Source organism: Duganella sp. CY15W, from assembly GCF_009857555.1.
In the GTDB taxonomy this organism is placed as follows: Bacteria; Pseudomonadota; Gammaproteobacteria; order Burkholderiales; family Burkholderiaceae_D; genus Rugamonas; species Rugamonas sacchari.
Map to the genome: position 1 here is coordinate 197,445 of NZ_WWCQ01000003.1, position 25,636 is coordinate 223,080.

A 25,636-nucleotide genomic window follows, 5' to 3' on the forward strand; every position below is an offset into this window, starting at 1 on the left:
ATTGGAGGATGTCCGATTTCTGGACTAACTGCACCAATGCGATCAGCGTGGTGGACGCGCTGGCGATTGCTGGCCGCTCGCAACCCGTGCCTGCGCGATAAAGCCAGCGGTGCCGCTGCCTGGCTTCAAGGTGACGGCTCCGGCCTTATCGGTCAGCAGCGCATCGCTTCCGTTTTCCACATAGCGCCAGGCTAGCGCCTTGTCTGCCTGCAGCACGCCTGCGCCGAAATGAACTACGTCATGGTTGGCAAAACAGCGGTTCGCCGACAGCCTCAGCGCCTGATATTGCGGTGTGCTTGGACACTGCCGACAGCGGCCGAAGAACCGAACCACCGACCTCTCCTGCTGACACGCCGCTTTGCTTGACATTAAGTTTCAAGGCGAACTCGACTTGTGTGAGACCACAAGCTAATGGGATTAGCCTTGCACTTCTCCGGGGGAGCGCTTATATTAATGACTTATAAGTTAGTTATTATATTAAAACCCACCCATGCAAGCCCCTCAAGATACCAAGCCACGTTGGGAGCGGCGCAAGGACGCGCGCCCGCAGGAGTTGCTTGCGGCCGCGCTGAATCAGTTCGTTGAACGCGGCTTTGCCGCTACCCGCCTGGAAGATGTCGCCAAACATGCCGGCGTGTCCAAGGGGACGCTGTATTTGTATTTCGCCAATAAAGAAGAGCTGTTTAAAGAAGTGGTGCGTGCCAACATCGTTGCCACCATTGGCGAGGCGGAGCAGGATGCTGCCGCTTACGACGGCCCCAGCGGTGAGCTGCTGGCCACGCTGCTGATGAAATGGTGGGCAGAAATCTGCGCCACGCCGCTGGGCGGTATCACCAAGCTGATGCTGGCAGAAGGCAATAATTTCCCTGAACTGGCGCAGTTTTATAACGAGGAAGTGGTGGCGCGCGGCAGCGGCCTGTTTACGCGCGTGCTCGAGCGCGGCATCGCGCGCGGCGAGTTCCGCCCGGTCGATCCGGTGGTCATGACCCAGGTGCTGATTGCGCCCGTGCTCATGCTCATGATGTGGACCCATTCGTATATGCCGACCTGCGATATGCCGCCGATCTCGCCGCAGGCGTTCATGGAGACGTTTATCAGCACCACGCTGCGCGGTTTGAAGCTGGATGCACCGTGATGCGTGCTCCAGGCTTTTCCGTCCAGCTTGCCATTTTGGTAGGTTCACCCCCCTTAAACTGCAGACTGTCGCAATTTCCCGCGATCTGGCCGTCTAATCGTTAATATGTGCCTCGTTGCCAGTTCAACGATAAAATGACGGATTATTTAATCCCGACATGAGTCATAAGATGAATATCGAACAAGCCCGCTTCAACATGATCGAACAGCAAATCCGTCCTTGGGACGTTCTGGACCCGGAGGTTCTGGAATTGCTGCACGTCGTCAAACGCGAGAATTTCGTCGCTGCCGAGCACAAGGCTCTGGCGTTTGCCGACATTGAAATCCCGCTGCCTGGCGGCGAATCCATGCTGGCGCCCAAGATCGAGGCCCGCCTGCTGCAAGACCTGGGGCTGAAAAAGCATGAGTCCGTGCTGGAAATCGGCAGCGGCTCCGGCTACATGGCGGCACTGCTGGCGCACAAGGCGCGCCACGTGACGACCGTGGAAGTGTCGCCTGAGCTGAAAGCGCTGGCGCAGAAGAACCTGGCCGCCAACGATGTCAGCAATGTGTCGGTTGAGCTCGGCGATGGCGCCCAGGGCTGGACCAATGGCGCGCCGTTCGATGTCATCGTGGTCTCCGGTTCGCTGCCGGTGCTGCCGGAAGCACTGTTGCAACAACTGAAGGTGGGCGGCCGTCTGGCGGTCATCATCGGCCAGGCGCCGGCGATGAAGGCGCAGCTGATCACCCGTACCGGCGAAGCGGGCTACGACACCCGCACCCTGTTCGAGACCAACGTCAAGGCGCTGGCATCGGCAGTGGCGCCATCGAAGTTCCAGTTCTGAGCCTGACGGAGTAGACCATGCAGCAGATTACTGCGCTGGAGCTGGCCGACTGGCTGGCAGACGACGCACGCCCCAGCCCGATGTTGCTGGACGTGCGTGAAAACTGGGAATTTGAAACCTGCCGCATTGAGGGCTCGGTGCAGATTCCCATGAACACCATACCGGCGCGCATCGATGACCTCGATGAAGATGCAGCAATTGTCTGCATCTGCCATCACGGCGCGCGCAGTATGCAGGTGGCAGCCTTCCTGGAGCGTAACGGCTTTGGCAAGATGGTCAACCTGACCGGCGGTATCCACGCCTGGGCGGTGCAAGTCGATAGCACGATGGCCAAGTACTGATCTGGCCGCGCCTGTGCTGTCGGCCGGCGCGGCGATCAGGTGGCAGTGTGATGGATTTGTTTAACTTTTTGATGACTCCAACGGAGAATGCAATGCAGAAACCCCTTATCGCCGTGCTGATCACCAGCGCCTTCTTGACGCTCAACGCACAGGCGGCCGACCTGATCCAGGTGTACCAGCAAGCACTGGCCAACGACGCCACGTATGCTGGCGCCCGCTCTTCGCTTGCAGCTGGTCAGGAACGCATTACACAGGGGCGTTCTGGCTTGTTGCCGGTGATTTCGGCCAGCGGCAGCAACACCCGCAACTCCGGCGACAGCACGCAAGTGCAGGAGATCACCGGGATTCGCTTCCAGGGCGACACCAAGTACCATACCAACACTTATACCGTCGCACTGACCCAGCCGCTGATCAACTGGGGCGCCTGGCAGACCTACCAGCAGAGCAAGCTGTCGCAAGCATCGGCCGAGGCCACCTTCTCGCAAGCCCAGCAGGATCTGATCGTGCGGGTGGCGCAGGCCTACTTTGATGTGCTGACCGCGCAGGACAACCTGACCGCGACCCAGGCGCAGAAAGTGGCCACCACCGAGCAGCTGGCATCGGCCAAGCGTAACTTTGAAGTCGGCACCCAGACCATCACCGATACCCACGAGGCGCAAGCGGCCTACGACCTGGTGGTGGCGCAGGAATTTGCCGCCATCAACGATCTGGACAACAAGCGCACCGCGCTGCAGGTGATCGTCGGCCAGACGCCTGGCGAACTGGCGCCGCTGCGCACCGGCGTGACGATTGCGCCGCCGTCGCCGGCCGCGGTGGACCCATGGATCAGCTCGGCCGAGAGCCAGAACTATGCCGTGGTGGCAGCTGGCCTGAATGTGGAAATCGCCAAGCGTGAGATCTCGCGCAACCGCGCCAACCATCTGCCAACCGCGAACCTGATTGCCAGCAACTCGCACCAGAACCAGACCGGCGCGAATGGCGGCACGGTCAATAACAATGCCATCGGCGTCAGCTGGAGCATTCCTATCTTCAACGGCTTTGCCGTGACCAGCAAGGTGCGCGAAACCATTGCGCTGGAAGAAAAAGCCCGCAACGACCTGGAAGCCACCAAACGCGCCGCGTCGCAGACCGCACGCCAGGCCTTCCTGGGCATGACCAGTGGCTTGGCCCAGGTCAAGGCGCTGGAAGCGGCCGAAGTGTCGAGCAAATCGTCGCTGGATTCGAACAAGCTGGGTTACCAGGTCGGTGTGCGTATCAACATTGACGTGCTGAATGCGCAAAAGCTGCTGTACTCGACCCAGAAAGACCTGTCGAAAGCCCGTTACGACACCATCATGAACGGCCTGCGCCTGAAGTCGGCCGCCGGTTCGCTGAGGGAAGAGGACCTGGGCCCGGTCAACGCGCTGCTGGCCCGCTAAGCGCGGTTCCGCGCCACCCGCAACGCCGGCCGATGCCGGCGTTTTTTTATGCTGAGATTATTGGTAAAAACTGCATAGTCATAGCAATTTTCATGGATTTATTCATTCTGGCTATAAGAGGATACTGCATCCATTCCAAACAGATTGAAGGAGCAGGACCATGAAGCAAGTTGCTATTGTGACCGGCGCATCGCGTGGCATTGGCGCCGCCATCGCCCAGCGCCTGGCCAGGGATGGCTTGGCGGTGGTGGTCAACTATGCGGGCAATGCGGTGGAGGCGGACAAGGTGGTTGGCGCCATCCTCGCCAGTGGTGGCACGGCCATTGCGGTGCAGGCAGACGTCGCCAGCGCCGCCGATGTCCGCAAGCTGTTTGACCAGACTATCGCCCAGCTGGGCCGTGTGGATGTGCTGGTCAACAATGCCGGCATCATGCCGCCACAGCTGCCGCACCTGTCGGCCACCGACGATGACACTTTTGACCGCCTGGTTGCCGTCAACCTCAAAGGCAGCTTCAACACCATGCGCGAGGCGGCGCAGAAGCTGGAAAACGGCGGCCGCATCATCAACTTCTCGTCCAGCCTGGTCGGCACGCTGCTGCCAGGTTACGCGGCGTACGTGGCCACCAAGGCTGGCGTGGAAGCCATGACGTCCATCCTGTCCAAGGAACTGCGCGGCAAGAACATCACGGTCAACGCCGTGGCGCCCGGCCCGACTGCGACGGCGCTGTTCCTCGATGGAAAAACGCCCGAACTCATCGAGCGCCTGGCCAAGATGCCGCCGCTGGAACGCCTGGGGCAGCCGGAAGACATTGCCAATGCGGTGTCCTTCCTGGCGGGCGCAGACGGCGGCTGGATCAATGGCCAGACGCTGCGCGCCAACGGCGGCATGGTGTAAGGAGCGCGCCGCTGCATTGCCGCCCCGCGCATGCCAGCGCTGTTTTTACAGGCCGGCGCCCTGGCCGTCGAAGCTGCGTTCGATGAGTTCGATCTTGTAGCCGTCCGGGTCGGTCACAAACGCGATCACCGTGGAGCCGCCTTTGACCGGCCCCGGTTCGCGCGTGACCGTGCCGCCATTGGCTTTCACGGCAGCGGCGGCGCTGTAGATGTCGGTTGCCGAAATCGCGATGTGGCCGTAGGCGTTGCCCATGTCGTAGCTGGTGACGCCATAGTTGTAGGTCAGCTCCAGTTCGGCGTGGTCCGGGTTGGCGCCGTAGCCCAGGAAGGCCAGCGTGTACTGGTACTCGGGATTGTCGCTGGTGCGCAGCAGTTTCATGCCGAGTACCTTGGTGTAGAAATCGATGGAGCGCTGCAGGTCGCCAACCCGCAGCATGGTGTGCAGAATACGCATGGTAAATCCTTGTCTATGATGAAGCGAAACAAGAATTTTATCAGCGGCTGGCGGTTTTCGCCGCCGGCGCCACGCGCCAGATCACGTTGCCCACATCATCCGCCACCAGCAGCGCACCCTGCTTGTCGACCGCCACACCAACTGGCCGGCCGCGCGCCTTGCCGTCGCTATCGAGGAAGCCGGTCAGGAAATCCTGCGGCGCACCGGACGGCTTGCCGCCGCTGAACGGAATAAACACCACCTTGTAGCCGCTGTGCGGCTTGCGGTTCCAGGAGCCGTGCTGGCCGATGAACACGCCGCCCTGGTAGGGCTGCGGGAAGGCCTTGGCGTCATAGAAGGTCAGGCCCAGCGAAGCCGTGTGACCGCCCAGCGCGTAGTCCGGCACGATGGCCTGGGCCACCAGCTCCGGCTTTTGCGGCGAGACGCGCGTGTCCACATGCTGGCCGTAGTAGCTGTAGGGCCAGCCGTAGAAGCCGCCTTCCTTCACCGAGGTCATGTAGTCGGGCACGAGATCGTTGCCCAGCTCGTCGCGCTCGTTGACCGTGGTCCACAGCGTTTTGGTCTGCGGCTCCCAGCCCATGCCATTGGCGTTGCGCAGGCCGGTGGCGTACAGGCGCGACTTGCTGGTGGCGATCTCCAGCTGCCAGATGGCGGCGCGGCCGGTTTCCGCATCGATGCCGTTCTCGCCCACATTGCTGTTGGAGCCGACCGTCACGTACAGGTACTTGCCGTCCGGGCTGGCGGTGATGTTCTTGGTCCAGTGGTGGTTGATGGTGCCGGCCGGCAGGTCCATGACCTTGGTGCCGGGCCCGCTGATGCTGTTGGCGCCTTCCTGGTACGGGAAACGCAGCACCGCGTCGGTATCGGCCACATATAAATCCTTGCCGACCAGGACCATGCCGAATGGCGAGTTGAGTCCCTGGATAAAGACGGACTTGCTTTGCGCCACGCCCCTGGCGTCCAGCCCGCGCAGCAGCGTGATGCGGTTGGCGGACTTGCTGACCGCGCCGGCTTTCTTTTGCACCTGTTTCATGACCATGCCTTTGACGCCCTTGGCGTCGTCCGGCTTGGGCGGCGCATTGGTTTCCGCCACCAGCACATCGCCGTTGGGCAGCGGGTACACCCAGCGCGGATGGTCGAGATCGCGCGCATACGCCGTCACACTGAACCCGGCCGGCGCCACCGGCTGCTGCTGGGCCGACCATGGCGCCGCCGGGGCGATGTTCACGGTGGGCACCAGCTTGCGTTCCGGTTCAGGCAGAGCGGGATTGGGGCCATAGCCCACCGGGTAGCTTTGGGCGAGGGCCCACAGTGGTGTCAGGGTCAGGATGGCAAGGGCAGGGCGCATGGGCTTACTCCGGTATGGTTCAGTCGCGTTTGACGTTGGGTTGTGGCTGGGCCTTGGCATCGGCGCGCGGCTTTTGCACGCCGCGCTGGTTGTGCAGGTCGGTATCGACCATGCCGCTGTCCACATCGGCCGCGGCCTGGCGCATGATGCTGTGCTGTTTATTGCCTTGCCCCTCGGGCGACTCGTCGCGCTCGTGCGGCATGCGCTTGACGCCGTCGTTTTTCACCTTGGCATCCGTATTGACGTGCTGGTCTTTCATGATGGGCCTCCTTGGATATGGGGCCATGTTAGCGAGTTGGTTTTGTGTCAGTCGCCACATTGAATTTTGACAATATTGGTGGGAAGTCGTTTATCATCGTTTATCTTTTCGACCACTTTGCACTCCCAGGATTTCTTGCATGAGCACTGCTGCCGCCCCGGATAACTGCGCCAACTGCGAAACGCCACTGAATGGCCATTACTGCTCCCACTGCGGACAGGAGGCGGTATTGCACCACGCCAGTACGCGCGAGTTCCTGCATGAGTTCATCGGCCACTATGTGGCGCTGGAAGGCAAGCTGTGGGGCTCGCTGAAACGGCTGATCCTCAATCCGGGCGAACTGACCAATGAATACATCCGCGGCCGCCGCGTGCGCTATGTGCAGCCGCTGCGCCTGTACCTGACCTTCAGCGTGCTGTTCTTCGCGCTGCTCAAGTTCACGGGTGGCGAATCGGACGGCAAAGTGGATATCGAAGGCACGACGGCCAAGGTGATGGCCCCGGTCAGCGAACTGGCGCAGAACGTCGGCAAGCAGCAGGGCCGCCTGGACAAGCTGGATCCGGCCGCCGCGCAAAGCAAGGCCGCCGCCGAAGCGGCACTGGCGGACATGGTCAAGGAAATGCGCGAAGAGGACGACAAGTCCGCTGCGCGTCTGGCCGAAGTGGAAAAGCATCCGGCCGCCAAAGTAGTGCACCCGGCTGCGGAAGCGAAGAAAGATAGCAAGGACAGCGACAACATCAGCGAGGAATACATCGAGCGCAAGCTGATGGGCTGGCCGCTGCTGCAGCACCAGTGGCAGATATTCAATACCCTGCCGGCGGATGAGCAGCTGAAGACCTTCAAGAACGCCATGCACCACTATGCGCCGTATGCGATCTTCATGCTGATGCCGGTATTCGCTCTGTTCCTCAAGGTGCTGTACCTGGGCTCCGGCCGCCGCTTTGGCGAGCACATGCTGTTCGCATTGCACACCAACGCGTTTGCCTTCCTGATCTTCAGCCTGATCCTGGTGGTCAACTTTGGCCTGGTGCAATTTGTCCTGTGGTGCTGGCTGATCGGCTACCTGCCGTGGGCCATGCGGCGCGTCTACCATAGCAGCCGCCTCGGCACCTTCCTGCGCTGGAGCGTGCTGATGCTGCTGTATATGCTGGCGATGGGACTGGCGCTGATGTTCTCGTCGCTGTTCATGGGCATACTCACGGTCGGCCATTAAACTTGCACAAAATACTGTTTAAATGTACAGTTGCGGCGCTAGGCGGTGATAGCCGAAGCAGGCGATATGAGTTACCCTGCTGCGTGTCCCGCCCCTAGCCCAAAGCCGAGATTTTTATGACCGCCACCCACGCTGTTTTTCAAACTATCGCACTGGTCGTGCGCCCGAATACTGACGGCATCGCCGAGTCGGTGGGCACCGTGGTCGATTTTCTGCGGCAGGGCGGCTACGAGGTGGTGTTTGAAGAGCAGACGGCCGCCCACCTGAGTCCCGCCTTCCGCGAGCTGCGCGTGATGAATGCGGCGGAGATCGGCGCCAACTGCGACGCCGCCGTCGTCATGGGCGGCGATGGCACAATGCTGGGCATCGCGCGCCAGCTGGCGCCGTTCAACGTGCCGCTGATCGGGATTAACCAGGGCCGCCTCGGCTTCATGACCGATATCCCGCTGGACGGCATGCAGGACGCGCTGGCGCGCATCCTGAGCGGCAGCTACAAGGCCGAACGCCGCACCTTGCTGGAAGGCCGCGTGGTGCGCGGCGGCGCCTCGATCCATGTCGGCATGGCGGTCAACGACGTCGTGGTCTCGCGCGGCACGGGCGCCGGCATGGCCGAGCTGCGCGTGGATGTGGATGGCCAGTTCATGTACAACCAGCGCTCCGACGGCCTGATTATCTCGACCCCGACCGGCTCCACCGCCTACGCGCTGTCGGCGGGCGGCCCGCTGCTGCATCCGTCGCTGGGCGGCATCGTGCTGGTGCCGATTGCGCCGCATGCGCTGTCCAACCGGCCCATCGTGCTGCCGGAGTCGAGCGAGATCGTGGTGGAAATCGTGCGTGGCCGCGACATCAGCGTCAACTTCGACATGCAAACCTTCGCCAGCCTGCAAGCGCAGGACCGGATCGTGATTCAGCGCTCGCCGCATGCGATGACCTTCCTGCATCCGGACGGCTGGAGCTACTACCACACCCTGCGTGAAAAACTCCACTGGAACGAATATCCGTCCAGTGAGGGCAAACTCATTTAACCACTCTACAGGCCTCCATGCTGCGTACCCTGTCCATCCGTGATTTTGTAATCGTCGACTCGATCGAACTGGAATTCTCCGCAGGCTTTACGGTTTTTACTGGCGAGACCGGGGCCGGCAAATCGATCCTGATTGATGCGCTGACGCTGGCGCTGGGGGGCCGTGGCGATGCCAGCGTGGTGCGCGAAGGGACGGCCAAGGCCGACATCACGGCGGACTTCGCCGTCAGCGAGCAGGCGCGCGCCTGGCTGGTGGCGCATGAATTCGCGGTGGAAGAGGACGGCGCACTACTGCGCCGCGTGATCGACAATGCGGGCCGCAGCAAGGCCTACATCAACGGCGTGGCGGCGACCGCAGCGCAGCTGCGCGAGCTGGGCGATCTGCTGGTGGACATCCACGGCCAGCACGCCCACCAGTCGCTGATGAAGACCGATGCCCAGCGTGACCTGCTGGACGGCCAGGCGGGCGCGGCCGGCGAGGCGCGTGCGGTGGCGCTGGCCTACAAGGCATGGCGGGCGCTGGCGCGCCAGCTGGACGAGTTTGAAACCAATGCCGCCAATGTGCTGTATGAGCGCGAGCGGCTGGAGTGGCAGGTCAACGAGCTGGAAAAGCTGGCCGTCAAGCCAGGCGAGTGGACAGAGGTCAGCAATGAGCAAAGCCGCCTGTCGCATGCGGCCAGCCTGATGGCGGGCGCGCAGGAAGCGCTGGCGGCGATTTCGGAGTCGGAAGATCATCCCATCCTGTCGCAGCTGTCATCGCTGAACCAGAAGCTGGGCAAGCTGGCGGATATCGACAGCGGCCTGCAGGCAATCGTGGATCTGATCGAGCCGGCGCGCATCCAGCTGCAGGAGGCGGTGTATGCGCTCAACGACTATCTGGACCGCGTGGACCTGGACCCCGAGCGCCTGCGCAAGGTGGAAGCGCGCATGGATGCGATTCACTCGGCAGCGCGCAAATTCCGCGTGCCGGAAGATGAGCTGCCGGCGGAACACGCCAAGCTGGCCGAGCGTCTGTCGCAGATCGCCGATGCCAGCGATATCGAAGGTTTGCGCAAGCAGGAGGAAAAGCTGAAGGCCGCCTATCTGGCCGAGGCGCAGAAACTCACGGCCACGCGCACGCGCGCCGCGCAGCAGCTGGGCGAGGCGGTGACCAGGGCGATGCAGGAACTGAACATGACGGGCGGCCGTTTCGAGGTCGCGCTGCATGCGGGCGAACCGGCGGCGTATGGGCTGGAGCAGGTGGAATTCCTGGTCGCTGGCCACGCCGGCGTGGCGGCGCGGCCGCTGGCCAAGGTGGCGTCGGGCGGCGAGCTGGCGCGTATCTCGCTGGCGATTTCCGTCATCACCTCCAACGCCACCACGGTGCCGACCTTGATCTTCGACGAAGTCGATAGCGGCATCGGCGGCGGTGTGGCCGAAGTGGTGGGCCGTCTGCTGCGTCGCCTGGGCCAGGAGCGCCAGGTGCTGTGCGTAACCCACTTGCCGCAGGTTGCCAGCCAGGCGGGCCAGCACTTCCAGGTGGCCAAGGGCATGCTGGACAACGGCAAGACCGCGTCGCGCATCGACGTGCTGGATTCGAAGTCGCGCGTGGAAGAAATCGCCCGCATGCTGGGCGGCCTGGAAATCACCGCCACCACCCGCAAACACGCCCGCGAGCTGCTGGCTTCTTGATTTCACGCAGACCCGCACAGGCAAAAAGGACTAAGATTGATCAATGCCCTTTACAAGGGAGGCGATCATGGAAACTGAGCAACGATTTGAGAAGCAGGAAGCTTTTGCCGATGATGCCAAGCAGAGGCTGGTCCGAATTGAAATGCGGCTTGATGGCATAGAGCTGCGCATGACTACCAGTATGGCTACCAAAGAAGATATCGCTAGTCTTCGAGCGGATATTTATCAGCTGGAAGTCCGCATGGTGAAATGGTTTATTTTTGCCGCATTCGGAATGACCACGGTCATGGGCGGTGTTGCCGTCGCTGCAATCAGACTTATGCATTAAGATACGGGCTAACGGTATTCGCCCTTAGCCATTCATGACCTTTCAAAAAGAACCTCCTCACAAGCACGGCAGCGTCGGCCGCAGCGCCATCGTCCTGGTTAATCTGGGTACGCCTGATGCGCCGACCCGCTCCTCCGTGCGCCGCTATCTGAAAGAATTCCTGTCCGATCCGCGCGTGGTCGAGATTCCCCGGGCCGTGTGGTGGTTCATCCTGAATCTCATCATTCTGCCGTTCCGCTCCGGCCAGTCCGCCAAAAAATACGCGTCGATCTGGACCCGTGAAGGTTCGCCGCTGCGCACCCACACGGCCGCCCAGGCGCAATATCTGCGCGGTGCACTGGGCGAGCGCGGCCATCAGGACCTGACGGTGGCCATGGCCATGCGCTACGGTTCGCCATCGCTGCCGGACGTGCTATCCAAGCTGAAGGCCGACGGCGCCGAGCGCATCCTGCTGCTGCCTGCCTACCCGCAATATTCCGGCACCACCACCGGTTCCATCTACGACGCCGTGTTCCAGCACTACGGCAGCGTGCGCAACGTCCCGGAGCTGCGCTTCGTGCGCAACTATCACGACCACGACGGCTATATCCGCGCGCTCCAGCATTCCGTACTCAACCACTGGGAGCAGCACGGCCGCCCGGAAAAGCTGGTGATGTCCTTCCACGGTGTGCCGAAGCGCACGCTGCTGCTGGGCGACCCTTATCACTGCGAATGCCTGAAAACCGCGCGCCTGCTGGCCACCGCCCTCAAACTGACGCCGGACCAGTACGTGGTCACGTTCCAGTCGCGCTTCGGCAAGGCCGAGTGGCTGCAACCGTACACGGCGCCCACCGTCGCCCAGCTGGCGCGCGACGGCGTCAGGCGCATTGATGTGATCTGTCCCGGCTTCATTGCCGACTGCCTGGAAACGCTGGAAGAAATCGCCATGGAAGTGCGGCATGACTTCGAGCAAAACGGCGGCAAGGAATTCCATTACATCCCTTGCCTGAACGAATCGCCAGCCTGGATCGCTGCGCTGGCCGAGATCGCCGAGCAGCACATCATTGGCTGGCCGACCCAGATGCCGCCGTCCCAGCGCGAACAGCGGAAACAGGAAGCGGAAGCGGGCCGCGCCGCCGCCTTGCAGCTTGGCGCCCAGGACTGAAAAGCAACATTACTCCCCTCACCACACCGTCACCCGTTAATCAGCACTTGCGGGTGACGAGTGCCAGCCTGTTAAAATAGCCGCCTGATGTGCTGCCGGCGTGTTGGTTGTTGTCAAATTGATAGGCAAAAAAGACCCTTGAAAACATAGGTTATTGCCCAATTTACTGCCACACCGGTAACAAAGTAATGTCAAACAAATACGATTGTAGGAGTCTCTAGATGCAAGATCAGGAAAACCAAGCCGTACCACCTAATCCAGAGGCGGCCGCAGCCGCTGCGTCGGCCCCACCATCGACCCCGGAAGCGGGCCTGCCATCGCTGGAAGAACAGCTGGCCGCAACCGAAGCCAAGCTGGCCGACATGCATGACGCCTTCATGCGCGCCAAGGCGGATGGTGAAAACATCCGCCGCCGTGCCCAGGAAGATGTTTCCAAGGCCCATAAATTCGCGGTAGAGAGCTTCGCCGAAGCGCTGGTGCCAGTGAAAGACAGCCTGGAAATGGCGCTGAAAGTTGAAGCGCCAACGCTGGAATCGTTGAAGGAAGGCGTCGAAATGACGCTGAAACAGCTGTCGGCAGCCTTCGAGCGCAATCGCCTGATCGCGATTGAACCGGCACAGGGCGAGAAACTGGACCCGAACAAGCACCAGGCCGTTGCCGTGGTGCCTGCCGACCAGGAAGCCAATACCGTTGTTTCCGTGCTGCAAAAAGGCTATATGATCGCCGACCGCCTGCTGCGTCCGGCCATCGTCACCGCAGCCCAAGCAAAATAATTTCAAGCTCTTGAAAAGACAGAGCTTTTCCACATATTAGTACCATCTGAACTCTAGCAAATAAGGAAGAAAATCATGGGTAGAATTATCGGTATCGATTTGGGAACCACCAACTCCTGCGTTTCCGTCATGGAAAACGGCCAGCCTAAGGTTATCGAAAATGCCGAAGGCGCACGTACGACGCCATCTATCATTGCTTACCAAGAAGATGGTGAAATCCTGGTCGGCGCCCCGGCAAAACGCCAGGCAGTGACCAACCCAAAAAACACGCTGTTTGCGGTCAAGCGTCTGATCGGTCGTAAGTTCGACGAAAAAGAAGTGCAGAAAGACATCGGTCTGATGCCTTACTCGATCACCAAGGCCGACAACGGCGATGCATGGATCGGCGTACGCGACAAGAAACTGGCGCCACCGCAAATCTCGGCGGAAGTGCTGCGCAAGATGAAGAAAACTGCGGAAGACTACCTGGGTGAAGAAGTCACCGAGGCCGTCATTACCGTACCGGCGTACTTCAACGACTCGCAGCGTCAGGCCACCAAAGACGCCGGCCGTATCGCTGGCCTGGACGTCAAACGCATCATCAACGAACCAACCGCAGCCGCACTGGCCTTCGGCCTGGACAAGACCGAAAAGGGCGACCGCAAGATCGCCGTGTACGACTTGGGCGGCGGTACCTTCGACGTCTCGATCATTGAAATCGCTGACGTGGATGGCGAGAAGCAGTTTGAAGTGCTGTCGACCAACGGCGACACCTTCCTGGGCGGCGAAGACTTCGACCAGCGCATCATCGATTACATCATCGAAGAGTTCAAGAAGATCAACGGCCTGGACCTGAAAAAAGATCCGATCGCCCTGCAGCGCATCAAGGCTTCGGCCGAGCGCGCGAAGATCGAACTGTCGTCGTCGCAGCAGACCGAAATCAACGAGCCGTATATCGCCATGGCGAACGGCGCGCCGGTCCACCTGACCCTGAAAATGACCCGCGCCAAGCTGGAATCGCTGGTGGAAGAGCTGATCATCGCCACCATCGAGCCATGCAAAACCGCAATCAAGGATGCCGGCGTTAAAGTCACGGACATCGACGACATCATCCTGGTCGGCGGTATGACCCGTATGCCGAAGGTGCAGGAAAAGGTCAAAGAGTTCTTCGGCAAAGATCCACGTAAAGACGTGAATCCGGACGAAGCCGTGGCGGTCGGTGCTGCGATTCAAGGTTCGGTCCTGTCGGGCGAGCGCAAGGACTTGCTGCTGCTGGACGTGACCCCGCTGTCGCTGGGTATCGAAACCCTGGGCGGCGTGATGACCAAGATGATCCACAAGAACACCACGATTCCGACCAAGTTCTCGCAAGTGTTCTCGACCGCTGACGACAACCAGCCTGCGGTGACCATCAAGGTCTACCAGGGTGAGCGCGAAATCGCTGCCGGTAACAAGGGCCTGGGCGAGTTCAATCTGGAAGGCATCCCGCCAGCAGCACGCGGTACGCCACAGATCGAAGTGACCTTCGACATCGACGCCAACGGCATTCTGCACGTGGGCGCGAAAGACAAGGCCACCGGCAAGGAAAACAAGATCACGATCAAGGCAAACTCCGGCCTGACCGAAGCGGAAATCCAGAAAATGGTGAAAGACGCTGAAGTCAACGCAGAAGAAGACAAGAAAGTGAAAGAACTGGCTGAGTCGCGCAACCAGGCTGACGCACTGGTGCACTCGACCCGCAAATCGCTGACCGAATACGGCGACAAGCTGGAAGCTGGCGAGAAAGAGAAGATCGAAGCTGCGATCACCGACCTGGAAGCCTCGATCAAATCGGGCGACAAGGCCGAGATCGACGCCAAAGTGGCAGCACTGTCGACCGCTTCGCAGAAGCTGGGCGAGAAGATGTACGCTGACATGCAGGCACAGCAGGCCGCTGGCGGTGCTGAAGGTGGCGCCCAGCCAGGCGCAGGCGCCGAGCAAGCCAAGCCACAGGACGACGTGGTCGACGCTGACTTCAAAGAAGTCAAAGACAGCAAGTAATCGTCATTCCCGCTGCGGCGGGAACGGCAAGCCGAGCCGTGTGGCCGTGTAAGCGGTACCGGCTCGGCTTTTTCGCATAAATCAGTACAGAATATAAGCAAGGTTCCGACAATATGGCAAAGCGTGATTTCTACGAGATACTCGGTGTAGCGAAAAGCGCCACCGAAGACGAGATCAAGAAGGCCTATCGCAAACTGGCCATGAAGTACCATCCGGACCGCAATCCGGACAGCAAGGACGCGGAAGAGAAATTCAAGGAAGTCAAAGAAGCCTACGAAATGCTGACCAATCCGGAGAAGCGCGAGGCGTATGACCGCTATGGTCACGCCGGCGTGGATCCCAACATGGGCGGCGGCGGTGGCTTCGGTGGTGGCGCGGGCGGTTTCGGCGACGCCTTTGGCGATATCTTCGGCGACATCTTTGGCGGTGGCCGCGGCCGCAGCCAGGGTCCGCAGGTGTACCGTGGCGCCGACCTGCGCTACAACCTGGAGATCACGCTGGAACAGGCAGCGCATGGTTTCGACACCACCATCCGCGTGCCGTCGTGGGACAAGTGCGACACCTGCCACGGTACCGGCGCCAAGCCAGGCACCTCGCCGGTGACCTGCTCGACCTGCGCCGGCCATGGCCAGGTCCGCATGCAGCAGGGCTTCTTCAGCATCCAGCAGACCTGCCCGAAATGCCACGGCACCGGCAAGATCATTCCTGAGCCATGCGCCGCATGCTCGGGCCAGGGCCGCATCAAGCGCAACAAAACGCTGGAAGTGAAGATCCCGGTCGGTATCGACAACGGCATGCGTATCCGCTCGTCCGGCAACGGCGAACCGGGCACGAATGGCGGGCCGTCAGGCGACTTGTACGTGGAAATCCACATCAAGCCGCACCAGGTGTTCCAGCGCGAAGGCGACGACCTGCACTGCGAAATGCCGATCTCGTTTGCCAAGGCAGCGCTGGGCGGCGAAATCGAAGTGCCGACCTTGTCTGGTAAAGTAGCGTTTACGATCCCTGAAGGCACCCAGTCGGGCAAGACCTTCCGCCTCAAGGGCAAGGGCATCAAAGGCGTGCGTTCCGGCTTCGCGGGCGACCTGTTCTGCCACGTGGCAGTCGAGACGCCGGTCAAGCTGACCGACAAGCAGAAAGATCTGCTGCGCGACTTTGAAAAATCGACCACGGAAGGCGGCGCCAAGCATAGCCCGCAGACCAAAACCTGGCGCGACAAGGTGAAGGACTTTTTTGAGTAAGCAATGAGTCACTTCGCTGTCACGTGTGATTGGTAATATCAAGACCGCCGCGCTGCCTTTTCGGGCAGACCGGCGGTCTCTTTATGTACGAGAGGAGCATCATGGAAAGTCTGAAAAACAGCACGTCCCCCCTGCGCAACCTGCTGGAGAACAACCGCCGCTGGGCGGAGTCGGAAGTCGAACGCGACCCCGAGTTCTTCAAACGCCTGGCCAACCAGGCCGCACCGGAATACCTGTGGATCGGCTGCTCCGACAGCCGCGTACCGGCCAACGAACTGCTGGGCCTGGCGCCGGGCGATGTCTTCGTTCACCGCAACATCGCCAACGTCGTGGTGCATTCGGACCTGAACTGCCTGTCCGTGCTGCAGTTCGCGATTGAGGTGCTGAAGGTCAAACACGTCATTATCGTTGGCCACTACGGCTGCAAAGGCGTGCATGCCGCCATGACCGGTACCCGCGTCGGCCTGGTCGACAACTGGCTGCGCCACGTCCACGACGTCAATCAGAAGCACGAACGCTACCTGGGCAGCGTGGTCAACGAGCAGAAGCGCTCCGAGCGCCTGGTAGAACTGAACGTGGTCGAGCAGGTGACCAACGTCTGCGCCACCACTATCGTGCAGGACGCCTGGGACCGTGGCCAGGACCTGACCGTGCACGGCTGGGTCTATGGCATCAACGACGGCAAGCTGCAAGACATGGGCATCGCCGTCAGCGCCCTCGACCAGCTGTCCCCGGCAGTCCAGCAACGCCTGGCAAAGTACGACACTGTCACTGCCTGATTAAGCCGTACAGCCACCCCAAAAGGTCAGGGTCTGACCCCGTACAGGGTCAGACCCTTGGTCGCCGCAGTGCGGGTTGGAACGATGCCCGCACGCTGACCGTATATCGATATCAGATAAGCTTCGTTTTCTAAATAAGGATGGCGGCATAGACTGTATTGCACATATTTCTCAAGGTGTGTGCCATGGCTGCCGTTCTGCAGGATTCGTTTCAGATTGAGTTGTTCGACGCACCGCTCGGTGCGGAGGTTATCGGGCTGGATCTGAACCGCTCGCTGCCGCCGCGGGAGTTCCAGCGTATCCATGAGGCGCATCTGGATCACCACTTGCTGGTGTTCCGCGACCAGCGCATCACGCCACAGCAGCAAGTGGATTTCAGCCGCCGTTTCGGGCCGCTGCAGATCCATGTGCTGCGCAATTTCCAGCTGGCCTCCCAGCCGGAAGTCCTCATCATTTCCAACATCATCGAGAACGGCAAACCGCTCGGTCTCGGTGACGCCGGCCATTTCTGGCATTCCGATCTGTCGTACAAGGAAAAGCCCAGCCTCGGTTCGATGCTGCACGCGCAGGAACTGCCGCTGGAAGGTGGCGATACGCTGTTCGCCAATATGCATTTGGCATACGACACGCTGCCAGTCGCCTTGCGTCACGCGGTGCAGAACGCGCGCGCCGAGCACAGTTATCTGGCGCAGTACGAAGCGCTGCGCCGCCGCAGCCCATTCCGCCCGGCGCTGACGCAGGCGCAGATCGATGAGGTGAAGCCGGTCGTGCATCCTGTCGTACGCACGCATCCGGAGACGGGCCGCAGAGCCCTGTTTGTCAGCGAGCACTTCACCACGCGCGTGATCGGCCTGCCCGAAGATGAAAGCCGCGCGCTGCTCGATGAGCTGTTCGCGCACAGCGTCAAGCCGGAGCATGTGTACCGCCACCGCTGGGCGCCGCATGACTTGGTGTTCTGGGATAACCGCTCGCTGATGCATCTGGCAGGCGGCACGCCGGACCATCTGCGCCGCAAGCTCTATCGCACCACTATCGAAGGCGACGTGCCTTTCTAATTCACCGAGGATCTCCATGTTCAGACGCACCGCCGCCGTACTTGCCTTGAGCCTTGCCTTCGCCGCACCTGCGCAGGCGGAGGGCCGCATCCGTATCGCCGAACAGTTCGGCATCGTGTACCTGCTGCTGAACATCGCCCAGGACCAGCAGCTGATCGAGAAGCAGGGCAAGAAGCTGGGCGTCGATATCACGGTGGAGCGCACGCAGTTGTCCGGCGGCTCAGCGGTGAACGATGCGCTGCTGTCGGGCGCTATCGATATCGCCGGTGCAGGTGTTGGTCCGTTGCTGACCATCTGGGACCGCACCAATGGCAAACAGAATGTGAAAGGCGTAGCTTCGCTGGGTAGCTTCCCGTACTACTTGGTCAGCACCAATCCGAAAGTGAAATCGATTGCGGACCTCAGCGAGAAGGATCGCATTGCGCTGCCGGCAGTGACGGTATCCGTGCAGTCGCGCATCCTGCAGTACGCCGCGGCCAAGCAGTGGGGCGAAAAGGAGTTTGCGCGCCTGGATAAATTTACGCAGACCTTGCCGCACCCGGATGCCACGGCGGCCGTGATTGCAGGCGGTACGGAGATCAACGGCCATTTTGGCAATCCACCGTATCAGGAGCAGGAGCTGGCCGGCAATCCGAATGCGCACATTGTGCTGAACTCCTACGATGTGCTGGGCGGCCCGAGTTCGGCCACCGTGCTGTATGCAACCGAGAAGTTCCGCAACGAGAATCCGAAGACCTATCGCGCCTTCACCGCCGCGCTGGCGGAAGCCGCGCAGTATGCGACCAAAAATCCTGAGGGCGCTGCCGACACCTATCTGCGCATCAGCAAGAGCAAGGTAGACCGCGAGCTGCTGCTGAAGATTATCAAGAACCCGCAAGTGCAGTTCAGCGTCGCGCCGCAGAATACCTACAGCCTCGCACAGTTCCTGTACCGCGTTGGGGCAATCAAGAAGCAGCCGGCCAGCTGGCGCGAGTACTTCTTTGAAGACCCGGTGATTGTGCAGGGATCATGAGCCTGCAAATTGTCAGCCCTACTGGCGGCATCGCACCGTTGCTGCGTGCCGATGGCGTGAGTCTGGAGTATGGTCACACGCGCGCCACGCATGACGTCAGCTTCGATGTGTACCGCGGCGACCGCTTCGTACTGCTTGGCCCTTCGGGTTGCGGCAAGTCCTCGCTGTTGAAGGCGGCGGCGGGCTTCGTCAAGCCTGCCGCTGGCAGCATTACCATCAATGGCGCGCAGGTGCTTGGGCCGGGGCCGGACCGCATGGTCGTGTTTCAGGAGTTCGACCAGCTGCCGCCGTGGAAGACGGTGCTGGAGAACGTCATGTTCCCGCTGTTGATGGCCCGGCGCGTGAGCCGCCATGAAGCCGGCGAGCGCGCCGCGCACTGGATCGCCAAGGTGGGCTTGAGCGGCTTTGAACACGCGCATCCGCACACGCTGTCCGGCGGCATGAAGCAGCGCGTAGCGATTGCCCGTGCGCTGGCGATGCAGCCGGAAGTGCTGCTGATGGATGAGCCGTTCGCCGCGCTCGATGCACTCACGCGCCGCAAGATGCAGGAAGAACTGGGACGCTTGTGGGAAGAGCTGCGCTTTACGCTGCTGTTCGTCACGCATTCGATCGAAGAGGCGCTGGTGGTGGGCAACCGCATCCTGCTGCTGTCGCCGCATCCGGGGCAGGTGAGGGCGGAACTGAACAGCCATCAGTTCGATCTGGCCAGCGCGGGCAGCGCTGAATTTCAGGCGGCCACACAGCGCATCCACACGTTGCTGTTTGGTGAACGGCGCAGCGACACAGCGCCTGATCGCGGTGCGTCGCAGGCGGCGCATGGCCGGAGCGCCGCACCGTGAGCCTTGTCCTTGATCCACCGATCCGCCAGGAATACGAATACACGGTCGCCGCGCCGTCGTTGCGCGCTGCTGATCCTGCCCTGCCGCTGGCGCGCCGTGCATGGCAGCAGGGCTGGCTGCGCAAGACCTTTATCCTGATCCTGCTGGCTGCGTTGTGGGAGCTGATCGCCCGCTGGCAGGCGAATGACCTGCTGCTGCCAAGCTTCCTGCAAACCGGGCAGGCTTTCGTCGATGGCATCATCAGCGGTGAGCTGCTGGACCGTGTGCGTGTCTCGCTGAGCGTCCTGCTGCAAGGTTATGTGGCCGGCATCGCCGCCGCCTTTACGCTGACGGCACTGGCCGCGACCACCCGCATCGGCCGCGATTTGCTGGAGACGCTGACCACCATGTTCAATCCACTGCCGGCCATCGCCCTGCTGCCGCTGGCGCTGTTGTGGTTTGGGCTCGGCAAAGGCAGCCTGCTGTTCGTGATCGTGCATGCCGTGCTATGGCCGCTGGCGCTGGGGGGCTATGCGGGATTTCAGTCGGTGCCGGACACCTTGCGCATGGCTGGCCGTAACTACGGCTTGAGCGGCCTGCGGTTTGTGTTGCACATCCTGGTGCCGGCCGCACTGCCATCCATCCTGTCCGGCCTCAAGATCGGCTGGGCCTTCGCGTGGCGGACGCTGATCGCCGCCGAACTGGTATTCGGCACCACAGCGGGACAAGGGGGACTTGGCTGGTACATTTTCCAGAACCGCAATGAGCTGTACACCGATAAAGTCTTCGCTGGTCTGGCCGCCGTCATCCTGATCGGCCTGCTGGTGGAAAATGTGGTATTTCTTCCACTGGAAATGCTGACCGTGCGGCGCTGGGGCATGCAACGCTAGGCGATGAGCTGGCAGACTGCCGTTGTTCTGCCTTAGAATCTGGCCATGGACACCAAAACTACTGGTTTGATTCTTGCATGCAGCAGGGTCATCTGCCACTCCCATGCTTAAGCCGGCCATGCCCAATTTGCGGATTGTTGTCGTCAACACCGTCATTCACGATGAGGATGACGAGTCGCTGCACGCGCAGGCGGAGCGCGCGCGGGTGTTGCGCATCGGGCTGCTGGAGGCGGGCTATGACATCATCGCCTCGCTGCCGCCGGATATGTACCTGCCAGACCGCATCGCGCAGCTGCAGCCCGATATGATTATCGTGGACGCGGAATCCGATGCACGCGATGTGCTGGAGCATATCGTCATCGCCACCCGCGATGAACGCCGCCCCATTGTCATGTTCACCGAGAGCGAAGACGCGGAGAGCATGGAGGCGGCGGTGGCAGCGGGCGTCTCCGCCTACATCGTGGCCGGCTTGCAGAGCGAGCGTATCAAGCCGGTGCTGCAGGTGGCGCTGGCGCGCTTTAAACGCGAGCAGAAGCTGCTGGACGAGCTGTCCGATACCAAGAGCAAGCTGGCCGAGCGCAAGGTGATCGAAAAAGCCAAAGGCCTGCTGATGCAGCGCCAGGGCTTTACCGAAGACCAGGCCTATCAAAAGCTGCGCACCATGGCCATGAGCAAAAACCTCAAGCTGTCCGAGGTCGCCCAGCGCATCCTCGATGTGGAAGACCTGCTAGGCTGACCGGCGCACCCCAAAATGATGCACCGCGCAATTGCGGTGCATTTTTTTTGCCCACAGCCTGCCACTGCGCACCATTTCCCTCTGTGAGCCTGTTGGCACGGACATTGCATAACCGTATGCAGGCGCAATGATGCGCCGCTGCGCCTTGCCAACGGCGGTAAGGCCCACCAGACAATGACGTCTACCAATCATGAATGCGTTCGTGAGGGTAGGCGTTTTTTTTGGCCGATAGTGATAGTTATTGACGACTACAACGAGGGATAGCCATGGAATACAAAAAGCTCGATACACCACGCGCGTTACCACCCGGGACGGAAGCGGTGAATGTCACGCGCAGAAAAATTATTCATGGTGCAGGTCTGGTAGCGGGAGCGAGCATGTTGGGTTTGGCAACGGGGGGCGTATGGGCGGCAGGTTCGGACAAGCCGGAGAAAGAAGAAATCAAGATCGGCTTCATCCCGCTGACCGACTGCGCTTCCGTGGTCATGGCGTCGGTGCTGGGCTTTGACAAGAAGTATGGCGTGAAATTCGTATTGAGCAAAGAAGCGTCATGGGCCGGTGTGCGCGACAAGCTGGCCAATGGCGATCTGGATGCAGCCCATGTGCTATATGGCCTGCTTTATGGCGTCCAAATGGGCATCGGCGGCCAGAAGAAGGACATGGCAGTGCTCATGGGCCTCAATAACAACGGCCAGGCTATCACACTGTCGAAGAAGGTCGCGGACAAAGGCGGGGTTGACGGCCCGTCGCTGGCAAAGCTGATGCAGACCGATAAGCGTGAATACACTTTCGCGCAGACTTTCCCGACTGGCACGCACGCCATGTGGCTGTACTACTGGCTGGCGGCGAACGGCGTCAATCCACTCAAGGATGCCAAGGTCATCACCGTACCGCCACCGCAGATGGTGGCCAATATGCGCGTCGGGAATATGGATGGCTTCTGCGTGGGGGAGCCGTGGGGCCATCGCGCCATCATGGATGGTGTGGGGATTACTGCCGCCACCACGCAGGATATCTGGAAGGACCATCCGGAGAAGGTGCTGGGCTCCACGCTGGAATTCGCCAAAAAATATCCCAACACCTGCCGCGCCATGATGGCGGCGATACTTGAAGCAGGCAAGTGGATCGATGCCTCGCTGGCCAACAAGAACAAGATGGCTGAGGTCATCGCCGACAAGTCCTACGTCAACACCAGCAAGGATGCAATCGACCAGCGCATCATGGGCCGCTACCAGAATGGCCTGGGCAAGACCTGGGACGATCCTAACCATATGAAGTTCTACAACGACGGCGCGGTCAACTTCCCGTATCTGTCGGATGGCATGTGGTTCATGACCCAGCATCGCCGCTGGGGGCTGCTGAAAGACGATCCGGATTATCTGGCAGTGGCCACTGCGGTCAATCAGATCGATCTGTACAAGGATGCCGCCGCCATGACCAAAACCCCTGTACCTAAGAGCCCTCTGCGTAGCTCGAAACTGATGGATGGTTCCGTATGGGACGGCAAGAATCCCAAAGCATTTGCCGCCTCGTTCAAGATCAAAGCCTGATAACAGGAGAGTGCCATGAACGCCATGCTGAAACCTGACAGCGTTGAAACGCTGGTCACCGACGCAGTGCCTGCGGCATCCCCGCCATCCCGCCGCCCACGCCGGCCGCTTGCGGTGAACGGTGCGGCGCGTGTGCGCAAACAGGTCTCTGCCACCGTTATGAAAATTGTCGCGCCGCTGGTGGGCGCGGCGTTGCTGGTGCTGGTCTGGCAGCTGATCACGGTAAATAACGCACAGTTCCCGACGCCAGCTGTCACGCTGGACGAAGCCGTGAAGCTGTTCTCCGATCCCTTCTACCGCAAAGGCCCGAATGACCAGGGCATAGGCTGGAACTTGCTGGCGTCCTTGCAGCGCGTGGGCGTGGGCTTTGGGCTCGCTGCGCTGGTGGGCATTCCGCTGGGTTTCCTGATCGGCCGCGTGCAGTTTGTCGGCGCCATGTTCGGCCCCATTATCAGCCTGTTGAAACCGGTGTCGCCGCTGGCCTGGCTGCCGATAGGGCTGCTGGTGTTCAAGTCCGCCAACCCTGCTGCCATCTGGTCTATTTTCATTTGCTCGATCTGGCCCATGATTATCAACACGGCGGTGGGCGTGCAGCGTGTGCCGCAGGATTACATGAACGTGGCCCGGGTACTCAACCTGTCCGAGTGGAAGGTGCTGACCAAAATCCTGCTGCCTTCGGCGCTGCCCTACATCCTGACGGGTGTACGTCTGTCGATCGGCACCGCGTGGCTGGTGATCGTCGCCGCCGAGATGCTGACCGGCGGTGTCGGCATCGGTTTCTGGGTGTGGGATGAGTGGAACAACCTGAATGTCCCGCACATCATCATTGCCATCGCCGCCATTGGCATGGTGGGCTTGCTGCTGGAGCAGGCGCTGATGGCGCTGGCCCGGGCCTTCACCTACGAACAGGTATCCAACTAGGGAGTACGATCATGGACGAATCCAGATTCATCGATATCGAAGGCGTGGAGATGATTTTCCATACGAAGAAAGGCGTGTTCCACGCACTGCGCGAGATTGATCTGAAAGTGGCCAAGGGAGAATTCATTACGTTGATTGGCCACTCGGGCTGCGGCAAATCGACCCTGCTGAATCTGGTCGCCGGTCTGCTGGAACCCAGCGATGGCGTGCTGCTGTGCGCCAACCGCGAGATCGCCGGACCATCGCCGGAACGCTCGGTGGTATTCCAGAACCACTCGCTGCTACCCTGGCTGACCTGCTACGAAAACATCCATCTCGGCGTGGAACGCGTATTCGGCAAGACCGAATCGCGCAAGCAGCTGCGCGAACGCACCTTGCAGGCGCTGGCGCTGGTCGGTTTGTCGCAAGCGGAAAGCAAGCGGCCCAATGAAATCTCGGGCGGCATGAAACAGCGTGTCGGCATCGCCCGCGCGCTGGCGATGGAGCCGAAAGTGCTGCTGATGGATGAACCATTCGGCGCACTGGATGCACTGACGCGCGCCCATCTCCAGGACGAACTGTTGAAGATCGTCGCTGCCACCAAGTCCACCGTCGTGATGGTGACGCACGATGTCGACGAAGCGGTGCTGCTGTCGGACCGTATCGTCATGATGACCAACGGCCCGGCTGCGACCATAGGCGAAATCGTCGATGTCCAGCTGGAGCGACCACGCGACCGTGTGGCGCTGGCTGCGGACTCGCGATACATGGCATACCGTACGACGGTCCTAGAGTTCCTGTATCGAAAACAGGCACATCCAGCACAAGCCGCGTGAAGAGAACCGGGTTGTTGGCGATCAGCCGTGAGCAGCCACGGTCACGTGGAAACTGCAGCCCCCATCGGCTGGACGGTTGAATATTGTCACATAAATAGTTCTGAATTTGGCAATTCAGGCGTACGTCATGGATGAGTAAATCAAGGCATGATGATGCGCGTTATGAATTCTGCCCAACTTCACCATGCGAAATGCTGCCCATTTACTGATTGCTTCCATCTTGCTGGCTGGTTGCTCAAAGCAACCTCCAGCCGCTCCGCCGTCTGTGAAACCCGCTGCCAGCCGTGACGATGCGTTGATGCAGGCAGTCTTTAACAAAGACATCGTCGAACACGAAGGCCAGTTTTATAAGATGTCGCACCTCGCCGACATGGATTTGCCTGATGGCCGCACGGTATTGATCGTCAACGGTTCGCCAGTCACCGAAAAAGGCGAAGACGATGCGTATAACGCCACGCCGGGCATGCTCAGCGCCTACCTGCTTCAACGCACAAACGACGGCTGGAAAGTCCGCCAGCGCCGGTTAAACCTGGATCAGATAGGTTCGAATGGCCAGGCGGGGGCGGTCAAATGGATCACGCTGGGACCGGGCAAGCCGGGCTTTATGGTGTCCGCGTTCTATAGAGGACAGGGCCTTTCCACGTCCAGCGCTGCAATCTATGACGTGAGCGGCGAGATACGCAGCCTGGGTGGTTTTAGCACCAGTTCAGACAACGGCGACGCCTGCCTGCCGGAGACCGCACAGTGCTGGGCGATCGAGAGCAGCATCCACGTAGACGCGGAACCACAGGCCTCCGGCTACAATGACATGCTGGCAGACTTCACCGACAAACGCTACACAGTGGAAGAGGGGAAAAACGAATTACAGGTCAAGAGCCATGTCAAACAGCGCGCCCGCTATCATTTTGACGGCACAAAATATGTGCTCATATCTGGCGAGAATCCAATCAACAGCGTTAACTGATCGATGAAATA

At 60.7% G+C, this 25,636-nt stretch carries 27 protein-coding genes; 23 read left to right on the forward strand and 4 right to left on the reverse strand.

Annotated features, from left to right (window positions below; translation table 11 throughout):
• Nucleotides 1–42: 42 nt before the first annotated feature.
• Complete coding sequence (locus GTP58_RS15865) at nucleotides 43–216, reverse strand: hypothetical protein (RefSeq protein ID WP_161078298.1); 174 nt, start codon at nucleotides 214–216, stop codon at nucleotides 43–45.
• 274 nt (nucleotides 217–490) lie between these two features.
• On the opposite strand from GTP58_RS15865, the gene GTP58_RS15870 reads away from it, so the two are divergent.
• From GTP58_RS15870 to GTP58_RS15890, 5 genes are all read left to right on the forward strand, one after another.
• Nucleotides 491–1,135, forward strand: coding sequence for a TetR/AcrR family transcriptional regulator (locus GTP58_RS15870; RefSeq protein ID WP_161078299.1), 645 nt, complete (start codon nucleotides 491–493; stop codon nucleotides 1,133–1,135).
• 169 nt (nucleotides 1,136–1,304) lie between these two features.
• The gene (locus tag GTP58_RS15875; protein ID WP_072785813.1) at nucleotides 1,305–1,958 is read left to right on the forward strand and encodes a protein-L-isoaspartate O-methyltransferase; all 654 of its coding nucleotides are present in this window, start codon (nucleotides 1,305–1,307) and stop codon (nucleotides 1,956–1,958) included.
• A gap of 17 nt (nucleotides 1,959–1,975) precedes the next feature.
• Nucleotides 1,976–2,299: a rhodanese-like domain-containing protein gene (locus GTP58_RS15880; RefSeq protein WP_072785816.1), complete on the forward strand. Its 324-nt coding sequence runs from the start codon at nucleotides 1,976–1,978 to the stop codon at nucleotides 2,297–2,299.
• Between the two features lie 92 nt (nucleotides 2,300–2,391).
• Nucleotides 2,392–3,717, forward strand: coding sequence for a TolC family outer membrane protein (locus tag GTP58_RS15885; protein WP_161078300.1), 1,326 nt, complete (start codon nucleotides 2,392–2,394; stop codon nucleotides 3,715–3,717).
• A 160-nt stretch (nucleotides 3,718–3,877) separates the two neighbouring features.
• Nucleotides 3,878–4,612 carry an SDR family oxidoreductase gene (locus GTP58_RS15890; RefSeq protein WP_161078301.1) on the forward strand — a complete coding sequence of 245 codons (735 nt, stop codon included), beginning with the start codon at nucleotides 3,878–3,880 and terminating at the stop codon, nucleotides 4,610–4,612.
• A gap of 45 nt (nucleotides 4,613–4,657) precedes the next feature.
• Here GTP58_RS15890 and gloA read toward each other — a convergent pair whose 3' ends face one another.
• Genes gloA through GTP58_RS15905 form a run of 3 tightly spaced genes read right to left on the reverse strand, consistent with a single transcriptional unit; the run spans nucleotide 4,658 to nucleotide 6,672 of the window.
• Nucleotides 4,658–5,065 (reverse strand): lactoylglutathione lyase, encoded by a 408-nt coding sequence (gloA, locus tag GTP58_RS15895; RefSeq protein ID WP_072785824.1) that lies wholly within the window; start codon nucleotides 5,063–5,065, stop codon nucleotides 4,658–4,660.
• Nucleotides 5,066–5,105: 40 nt separating this feature from the next.
• Complete coding sequence (locus GTP58_RS15900; RefSeq protein WP_072785826.1) at nucleotides 5,106–6,413, reverse strand: sorbosone dehydrogenase family protein; 1,308 nt, start codon at nucleotides 6,411–6,413, stop codon at nucleotides 5,106–5,108.
• A gap of 19 nt (nucleotides 6,414–6,432) precedes the next feature.
• Nucleotides 6,433–6,672: a hypothetical protein gene (locus tag GTP58_RS15905; protein WP_161078302.1), complete on the reverse strand. Its 240-nt coding sequence runs from the start codon at nucleotides 6,670–6,672 to the stop codon at nucleotides 6,433–6,435.
• Between the two features lie 139 nt (nucleotides 6,673–6,811).
• Between GTP58_RS15905 and GTP58_RS15910 the strand changes: the two genes are divergently transcribed.
• The 18 genes from GTP58_RS15910 (at nucleotide 6,812) to GTP58_RS15995 (ending at nucleotide 25,625) form a co-directional block, all read left to right on the forward strand.
• Nucleotides 6,812–7,885, forward strand: coding sequence for a DUF3667 domain-containing protein (locus tag GTP58_RS15910; RefSeq protein ID WP_161078303.1), 1,074 nt, complete (start codon nucleotides 6,812–6,814; stop codon nucleotides 7,883–7,885).
• A 116-nt stretch (nucleotides 7,886–8,001) separates the two neighbouring features.
• Nucleotides 8,002–8,910 carry an NAD kinase gene (locus GTP58_RS15915; protein WP_161078304.1) on the forward strand — a complete coding sequence of 303 codons (909 nt, stop codon included), beginning with the start codon at nucleotides 8,002–8,004 and terminating at the stop codon, nucleotides 8,908–8,910.
• A 17-nt stretch (nucleotides 8,911–8,927) separates the two neighbouring features.
• A complete protein-coding gene (gene recN / locus GTP58_RS15920; RefSeq protein WP_161078305.1) occupies nucleotides 8,928–10,580 on the forward strand; it encodes a DNA repair protein RecN in 1,653 nt (550 codons plus the stop codon).
• A 67-nt stretch (nucleotides 10,581–10,647) separates the two neighbouring features.
• Nucleotides 10,648–10,908 carry a hypothetical protein gene (locus tag GTP58_RS15925; RefSeq protein WP_161078306.1) on the forward strand — a complete coding sequence of 87 codons (261 nt, stop codon included), beginning with the start codon at nucleotides 10,648–10,650 and terminating at the stop codon, nucleotides 10,906–10,908.
• A gap of 34 nt (nucleotides 10,909–10,942) precedes the next feature.
• A complete protein-coding gene (gene hemH / locus GTP58_RS15930) occupies nucleotides 10,943–12,052 on the forward strand; it encodes a ferrochelatase (RefSeq protein ID WP_161078307.1) in 1,110 nt (369 codons plus the stop codon).
• 221 nt (nucleotides 12,053–12,273) lie between these two features.
• Entirely contained in the window at nucleotides 12,274–12,825 is a 552-nt protein-coding gene (gene grpE, locus GTP58_RS15935; protein ID WP_072785840.1) for a nucleotide exchange factor GrpE, read from the forward strand.
• 75 nt (nucleotides 12,826–12,900) lie between these two features.
• Nucleotides 12,901–14,844: a molecular chaperone DnaK gene (gene dnaK / locus GTP58_RS15940; protein ID WP_161078308.1), complete on the forward strand. Its 1,944-nt coding sequence runs from the start codon at nucleotides 12,901–12,903 to the stop codon at nucleotides 14,842–14,844.
• Between the two features lie 113 nt (nucleotides 14,845–14,957).
• Nucleotides 14,958–16,085, forward strand: coding sequence for a molecular chaperone DnaJ (gene dnaJ / locus GTP58_RS15945; RefSeq protein ID WP_161078309.1), 1,128 nt, complete (start codon nucleotides 14,958–14,960; stop codon nucleotides 16,083–16,085).
• A 101-nt stretch (nucleotides 16,086–16,186) separates the two neighbouring features.
• Nucleotides 16,187–16,864 (forward strand): carbonate dehydratase, encoded by a 678-nt coding sequence (gene can, locus GTP58_RS15950; RefSeq protein WP_161078310.1) that lies wholly within the window; start codon nucleotides 16,187–16,189, stop codon nucleotides 16,862–16,864.
• A gap of 185 nt (nucleotides 16,865–17,049) precedes the next feature.
• Nucleotides 17,050–17,919: a TauD/TfdA family dioxygenase gene (locus tag GTP58_RS15955; protein ID WP_161078311.1), complete on the forward strand. Its 870-nt coding sequence runs from the start codon at nucleotides 17,050–17,052 to the stop codon at nucleotides 17,917–17,919.
• Nucleotides 17,920–17,935: 16 nt separating this feature from the next.
• The gene (locus tag GTP58_RS15960; RefSeq protein WP_161078312.1) at nucleotides 17,936–18,931 is read left to right on the forward strand and encodes an ABC transporter substrate-binding protein; all 996 of its coding nucleotides are present in this window, start codon (nucleotides 17,936–17,938) and stop codon (nucleotides 18,929–18,931) included.
• On the forward strand, nucleotides 18,928–19,770 hold the full coding sequence (locus GTP58_RS15965; RefSeq protein ID WP_161078313.1) for an ABC transporter ATP-binding protein: 843 nt from the start codon (nucleotides 18,928–18,930) through the stop codon (nucleotides 19,768–19,770). The genes GTP58_RS15960 and GTP58_RS15965 overlap by 4 nt, the downstream gene beginning before the upstream one ends.
• A complete protein-coding gene (locus tag GTP58_RS15970) occupies nucleotides 19,767–20,639 on the forward strand; it encodes an ABC transporter permease (protein WP_161078314.1) in 873 nt (290 codons plus the stop codon). The genes GTP58_RS15965 and GTP58_RS15970 overlap by 4 nt, the downstream gene beginning before the upstream one ends.
• Nucleotides 20,640–20,757: 118 nt before the next feature.
• On the forward strand, nucleotides 20,758–21,375 hold the full coding sequence (locus GTP58_RS15975; protein ID WP_161078315.1) for an ANTAR domain-containing response regulator: 618 nt from the start codon (nucleotides 20,758–20,760) through the stop codon (nucleotides 21,373–21,375).
• A 377-nt stretch (nucleotides 21,376–21,752) separates the two neighbouring features.
• Nucleotides 21,753–22,925: a CmpA/NrtA family ABC transporter substrate-binding protein gene (locus tag GTP58_RS15980; protein WP_161078316.1), complete on the forward strand. Its 1,173-nt coding sequence runs from the start codon at nucleotides 21,753–21,755 to the stop codon at nucleotides 22,923–22,925.
• Between the two features lie 15 nt (nucleotides 22,926–22,940).
• Nucleotides 22,941–23,846, forward strand: coding sequence for a nitrate ABC transporter permease (ntrB, locus tag GTP58_RS15985; protein ID WP_161078317.1), 906 nt, complete (start codon nucleotides 22,941–22,943; stop codon nucleotides 23,844–23,846).
• A gap of 11 nt (nucleotides 23,847–23,857) precedes the next feature.
• Complete coding sequence (locus tag GTP58_RS15990; protein ID WP_161078318.1) at nucleotides 23,858–24,661, forward strand: ABC transporter ATP-binding protein; 804 nt, start codon at nucleotides 23,858–23,860, stop codon at nucleotides 24,659–24,661.
• Between the two features lie 265 nt (nucleotides 24,662–24,926).
• Nucleotides 24,927–25,625 (forward strand): hypothetical protein, encoded by a 699-nt coding sequence (locus tag GTP58_RS15995; RefSeq protein ID WP_161078319.1) that lies wholly within the window; start codon nucleotides 24,927–24,929, stop codon nucleotides 25,623–25,625.
• Nucleotides 25,626–25,636: the final 11 nt, after the last annotated feature.

Coding starts and splice junctions, on each gene's coding strand:
- GTP58_RS15870 (WP_161078299.1), top strand. CDS start 491: ATGCAAGCCCCTCAAGATACCAAGCCACGTTGGGAGCGGCGCAAGGAC.
- GTP58_RS15875 (WP_072785813.1), top strand. CDS start 1,305: ATGAATATCGAACAAGCCCGCTTCAACATGATCGAACAGCAAATCCGT.
- GTP58_RS15880 (WP_072785816.1), top strand. CDS start 1,976: ATGCAGCAGATTACTGCGCTGGAGCTGGCCGACTGGCTGGCAGACGAC.
- GTP58_RS15885 (WP_161078300.1), top strand. CDS start 2,392: ATGCAGAAACCCCTTATCGCCGTGCTGATCACCAGCGCCTTCTTGACG.
- GTP58_RS15890 (WP_161078301.1), top strand. CDS start 3,878: ATGAAGCAAGTTGCTATTGTGACCGGCGCATCGCGTGGCATTGGCGCC.
- gloA (WP_072785824.1), bottom strand. CDS start 5,065: ATGCGTATTCTGCACACCATGCTGCGGGTTGGCGACCTGCAGCGCTCC.
- GTP58_RS15900 (WP_072785826.1), bottom strand. CDS start 6,413: ATGCGCCCTGCCCTTGCCATCCTGACCCTGACACCACTGTGGGCCCTC.
- GTP58_RS15905 (WP_161078302.1), bottom strand. CDS start 6,672: ATGAAAGACCAGCACGTCAATACGGATGCCAAGGTGAAAAACGACGGC.
- GTP58_RS15910 (WP_161078303.1), top strand. CDS start 6,812: ATGAGCACTGCTGCCGCCCCGGATAACTGCGCCAACTGCGAAACGCCA.
- GTP58_RS15915 (WP_161078304.1), top strand. CDS start 8,002: ATGACCGCCACCCACGCTGTTTTTCAAACTATCGCACTGGTCGTGCGC.
- recN (WP_161078305.1), top strand. CDS start 8,928: ATGCTGCGTACCCTGTCCATCCGTGATTTTGTAATCGTCGACTCGATC.
- GTP58_RS15925 (WP_161078306.1), top strand. CDS start 10,648: ATGGAAACTGAGCAACGATTTGAGAAGCAGGAAGCTTTTGCCGATGAT.
- hemH (WP_161078307.1), top strand. CDS start 10,943: ATGACCTTTCAAAAAGAACCTCCTCACAAGCACGGCAGCGTCGGCCGC.
- grpE (WP_072785840.1), top strand. CDS start 12,274: ATGCAAGATCAGGAAAACCAAGCCGTACCACCTAATCCAGAGGCGGCC.
- dnaK (WP_161078308.1), top strand. CDS start 12,901: ATGGGTAGAATTATCGGTATCGATTTGGGAACCACCAACTCCTGCGTT.
- dnaJ (WP_161078309.1), top strand. CDS start 14,958: ATGGCAAAGCGTGATTTCTACGAGATACTCGGTGTAGCGAAAAGCGCC.
- can (WP_161078310.1), top strand. CDS start 16,187: ATGGAAAGTCTGAAAAACAGCACGTCCCCCCTGCGCAACCTGCTGGAG.
- GTP58_RS15955 (WP_161078311.1), top strand. CDS start 17,050: ATGGCTGCCGTTCTGCAGGATTCGTTTCAGATTGAGTTGTTCGACGCA.
- GTP58_RS15960 (WP_161078312.1), top strand. CDS start 17,936: ATGTTCAGACGCACCGCCGCCGTACTTGCCTTGAGCCTTGCCTTCGCC.
- GTP58_RS15965 (WP_161078313.1), top strand. CDS start 18,928: ATGAGCCTGCAAATTGTCAGCCCTACTGGCGGCATCGCACCGTTGCTG.
- GTP58_RS15975 (WP_161078315.1), top strand. CDS start 20,758: ATGCCCAATTTGCGGATTGTTGTCGTCAACACCGTCATTCACGATGAG.
- GTP58_RS15980 (WP_161078316.1), top strand. CDS start 21,753: ATGTTGGGTTTGGCAACGGGGGGCGTATGGGCGGCAGGTTCGGACAAG.
- ntrB (WP_161078317.1), top strand. CDS start 22,941: ATGAACGCCATGCTGAAACCTGACAGCGTTGAAACGCTGGTCACCGAC.
- GTP58_RS15990 (WP_161078318.1), top strand. CDS start 23,858: ATGGACGAATCCAGATTCATCGATATCGAAGGCGTGGAGATGATTTTC.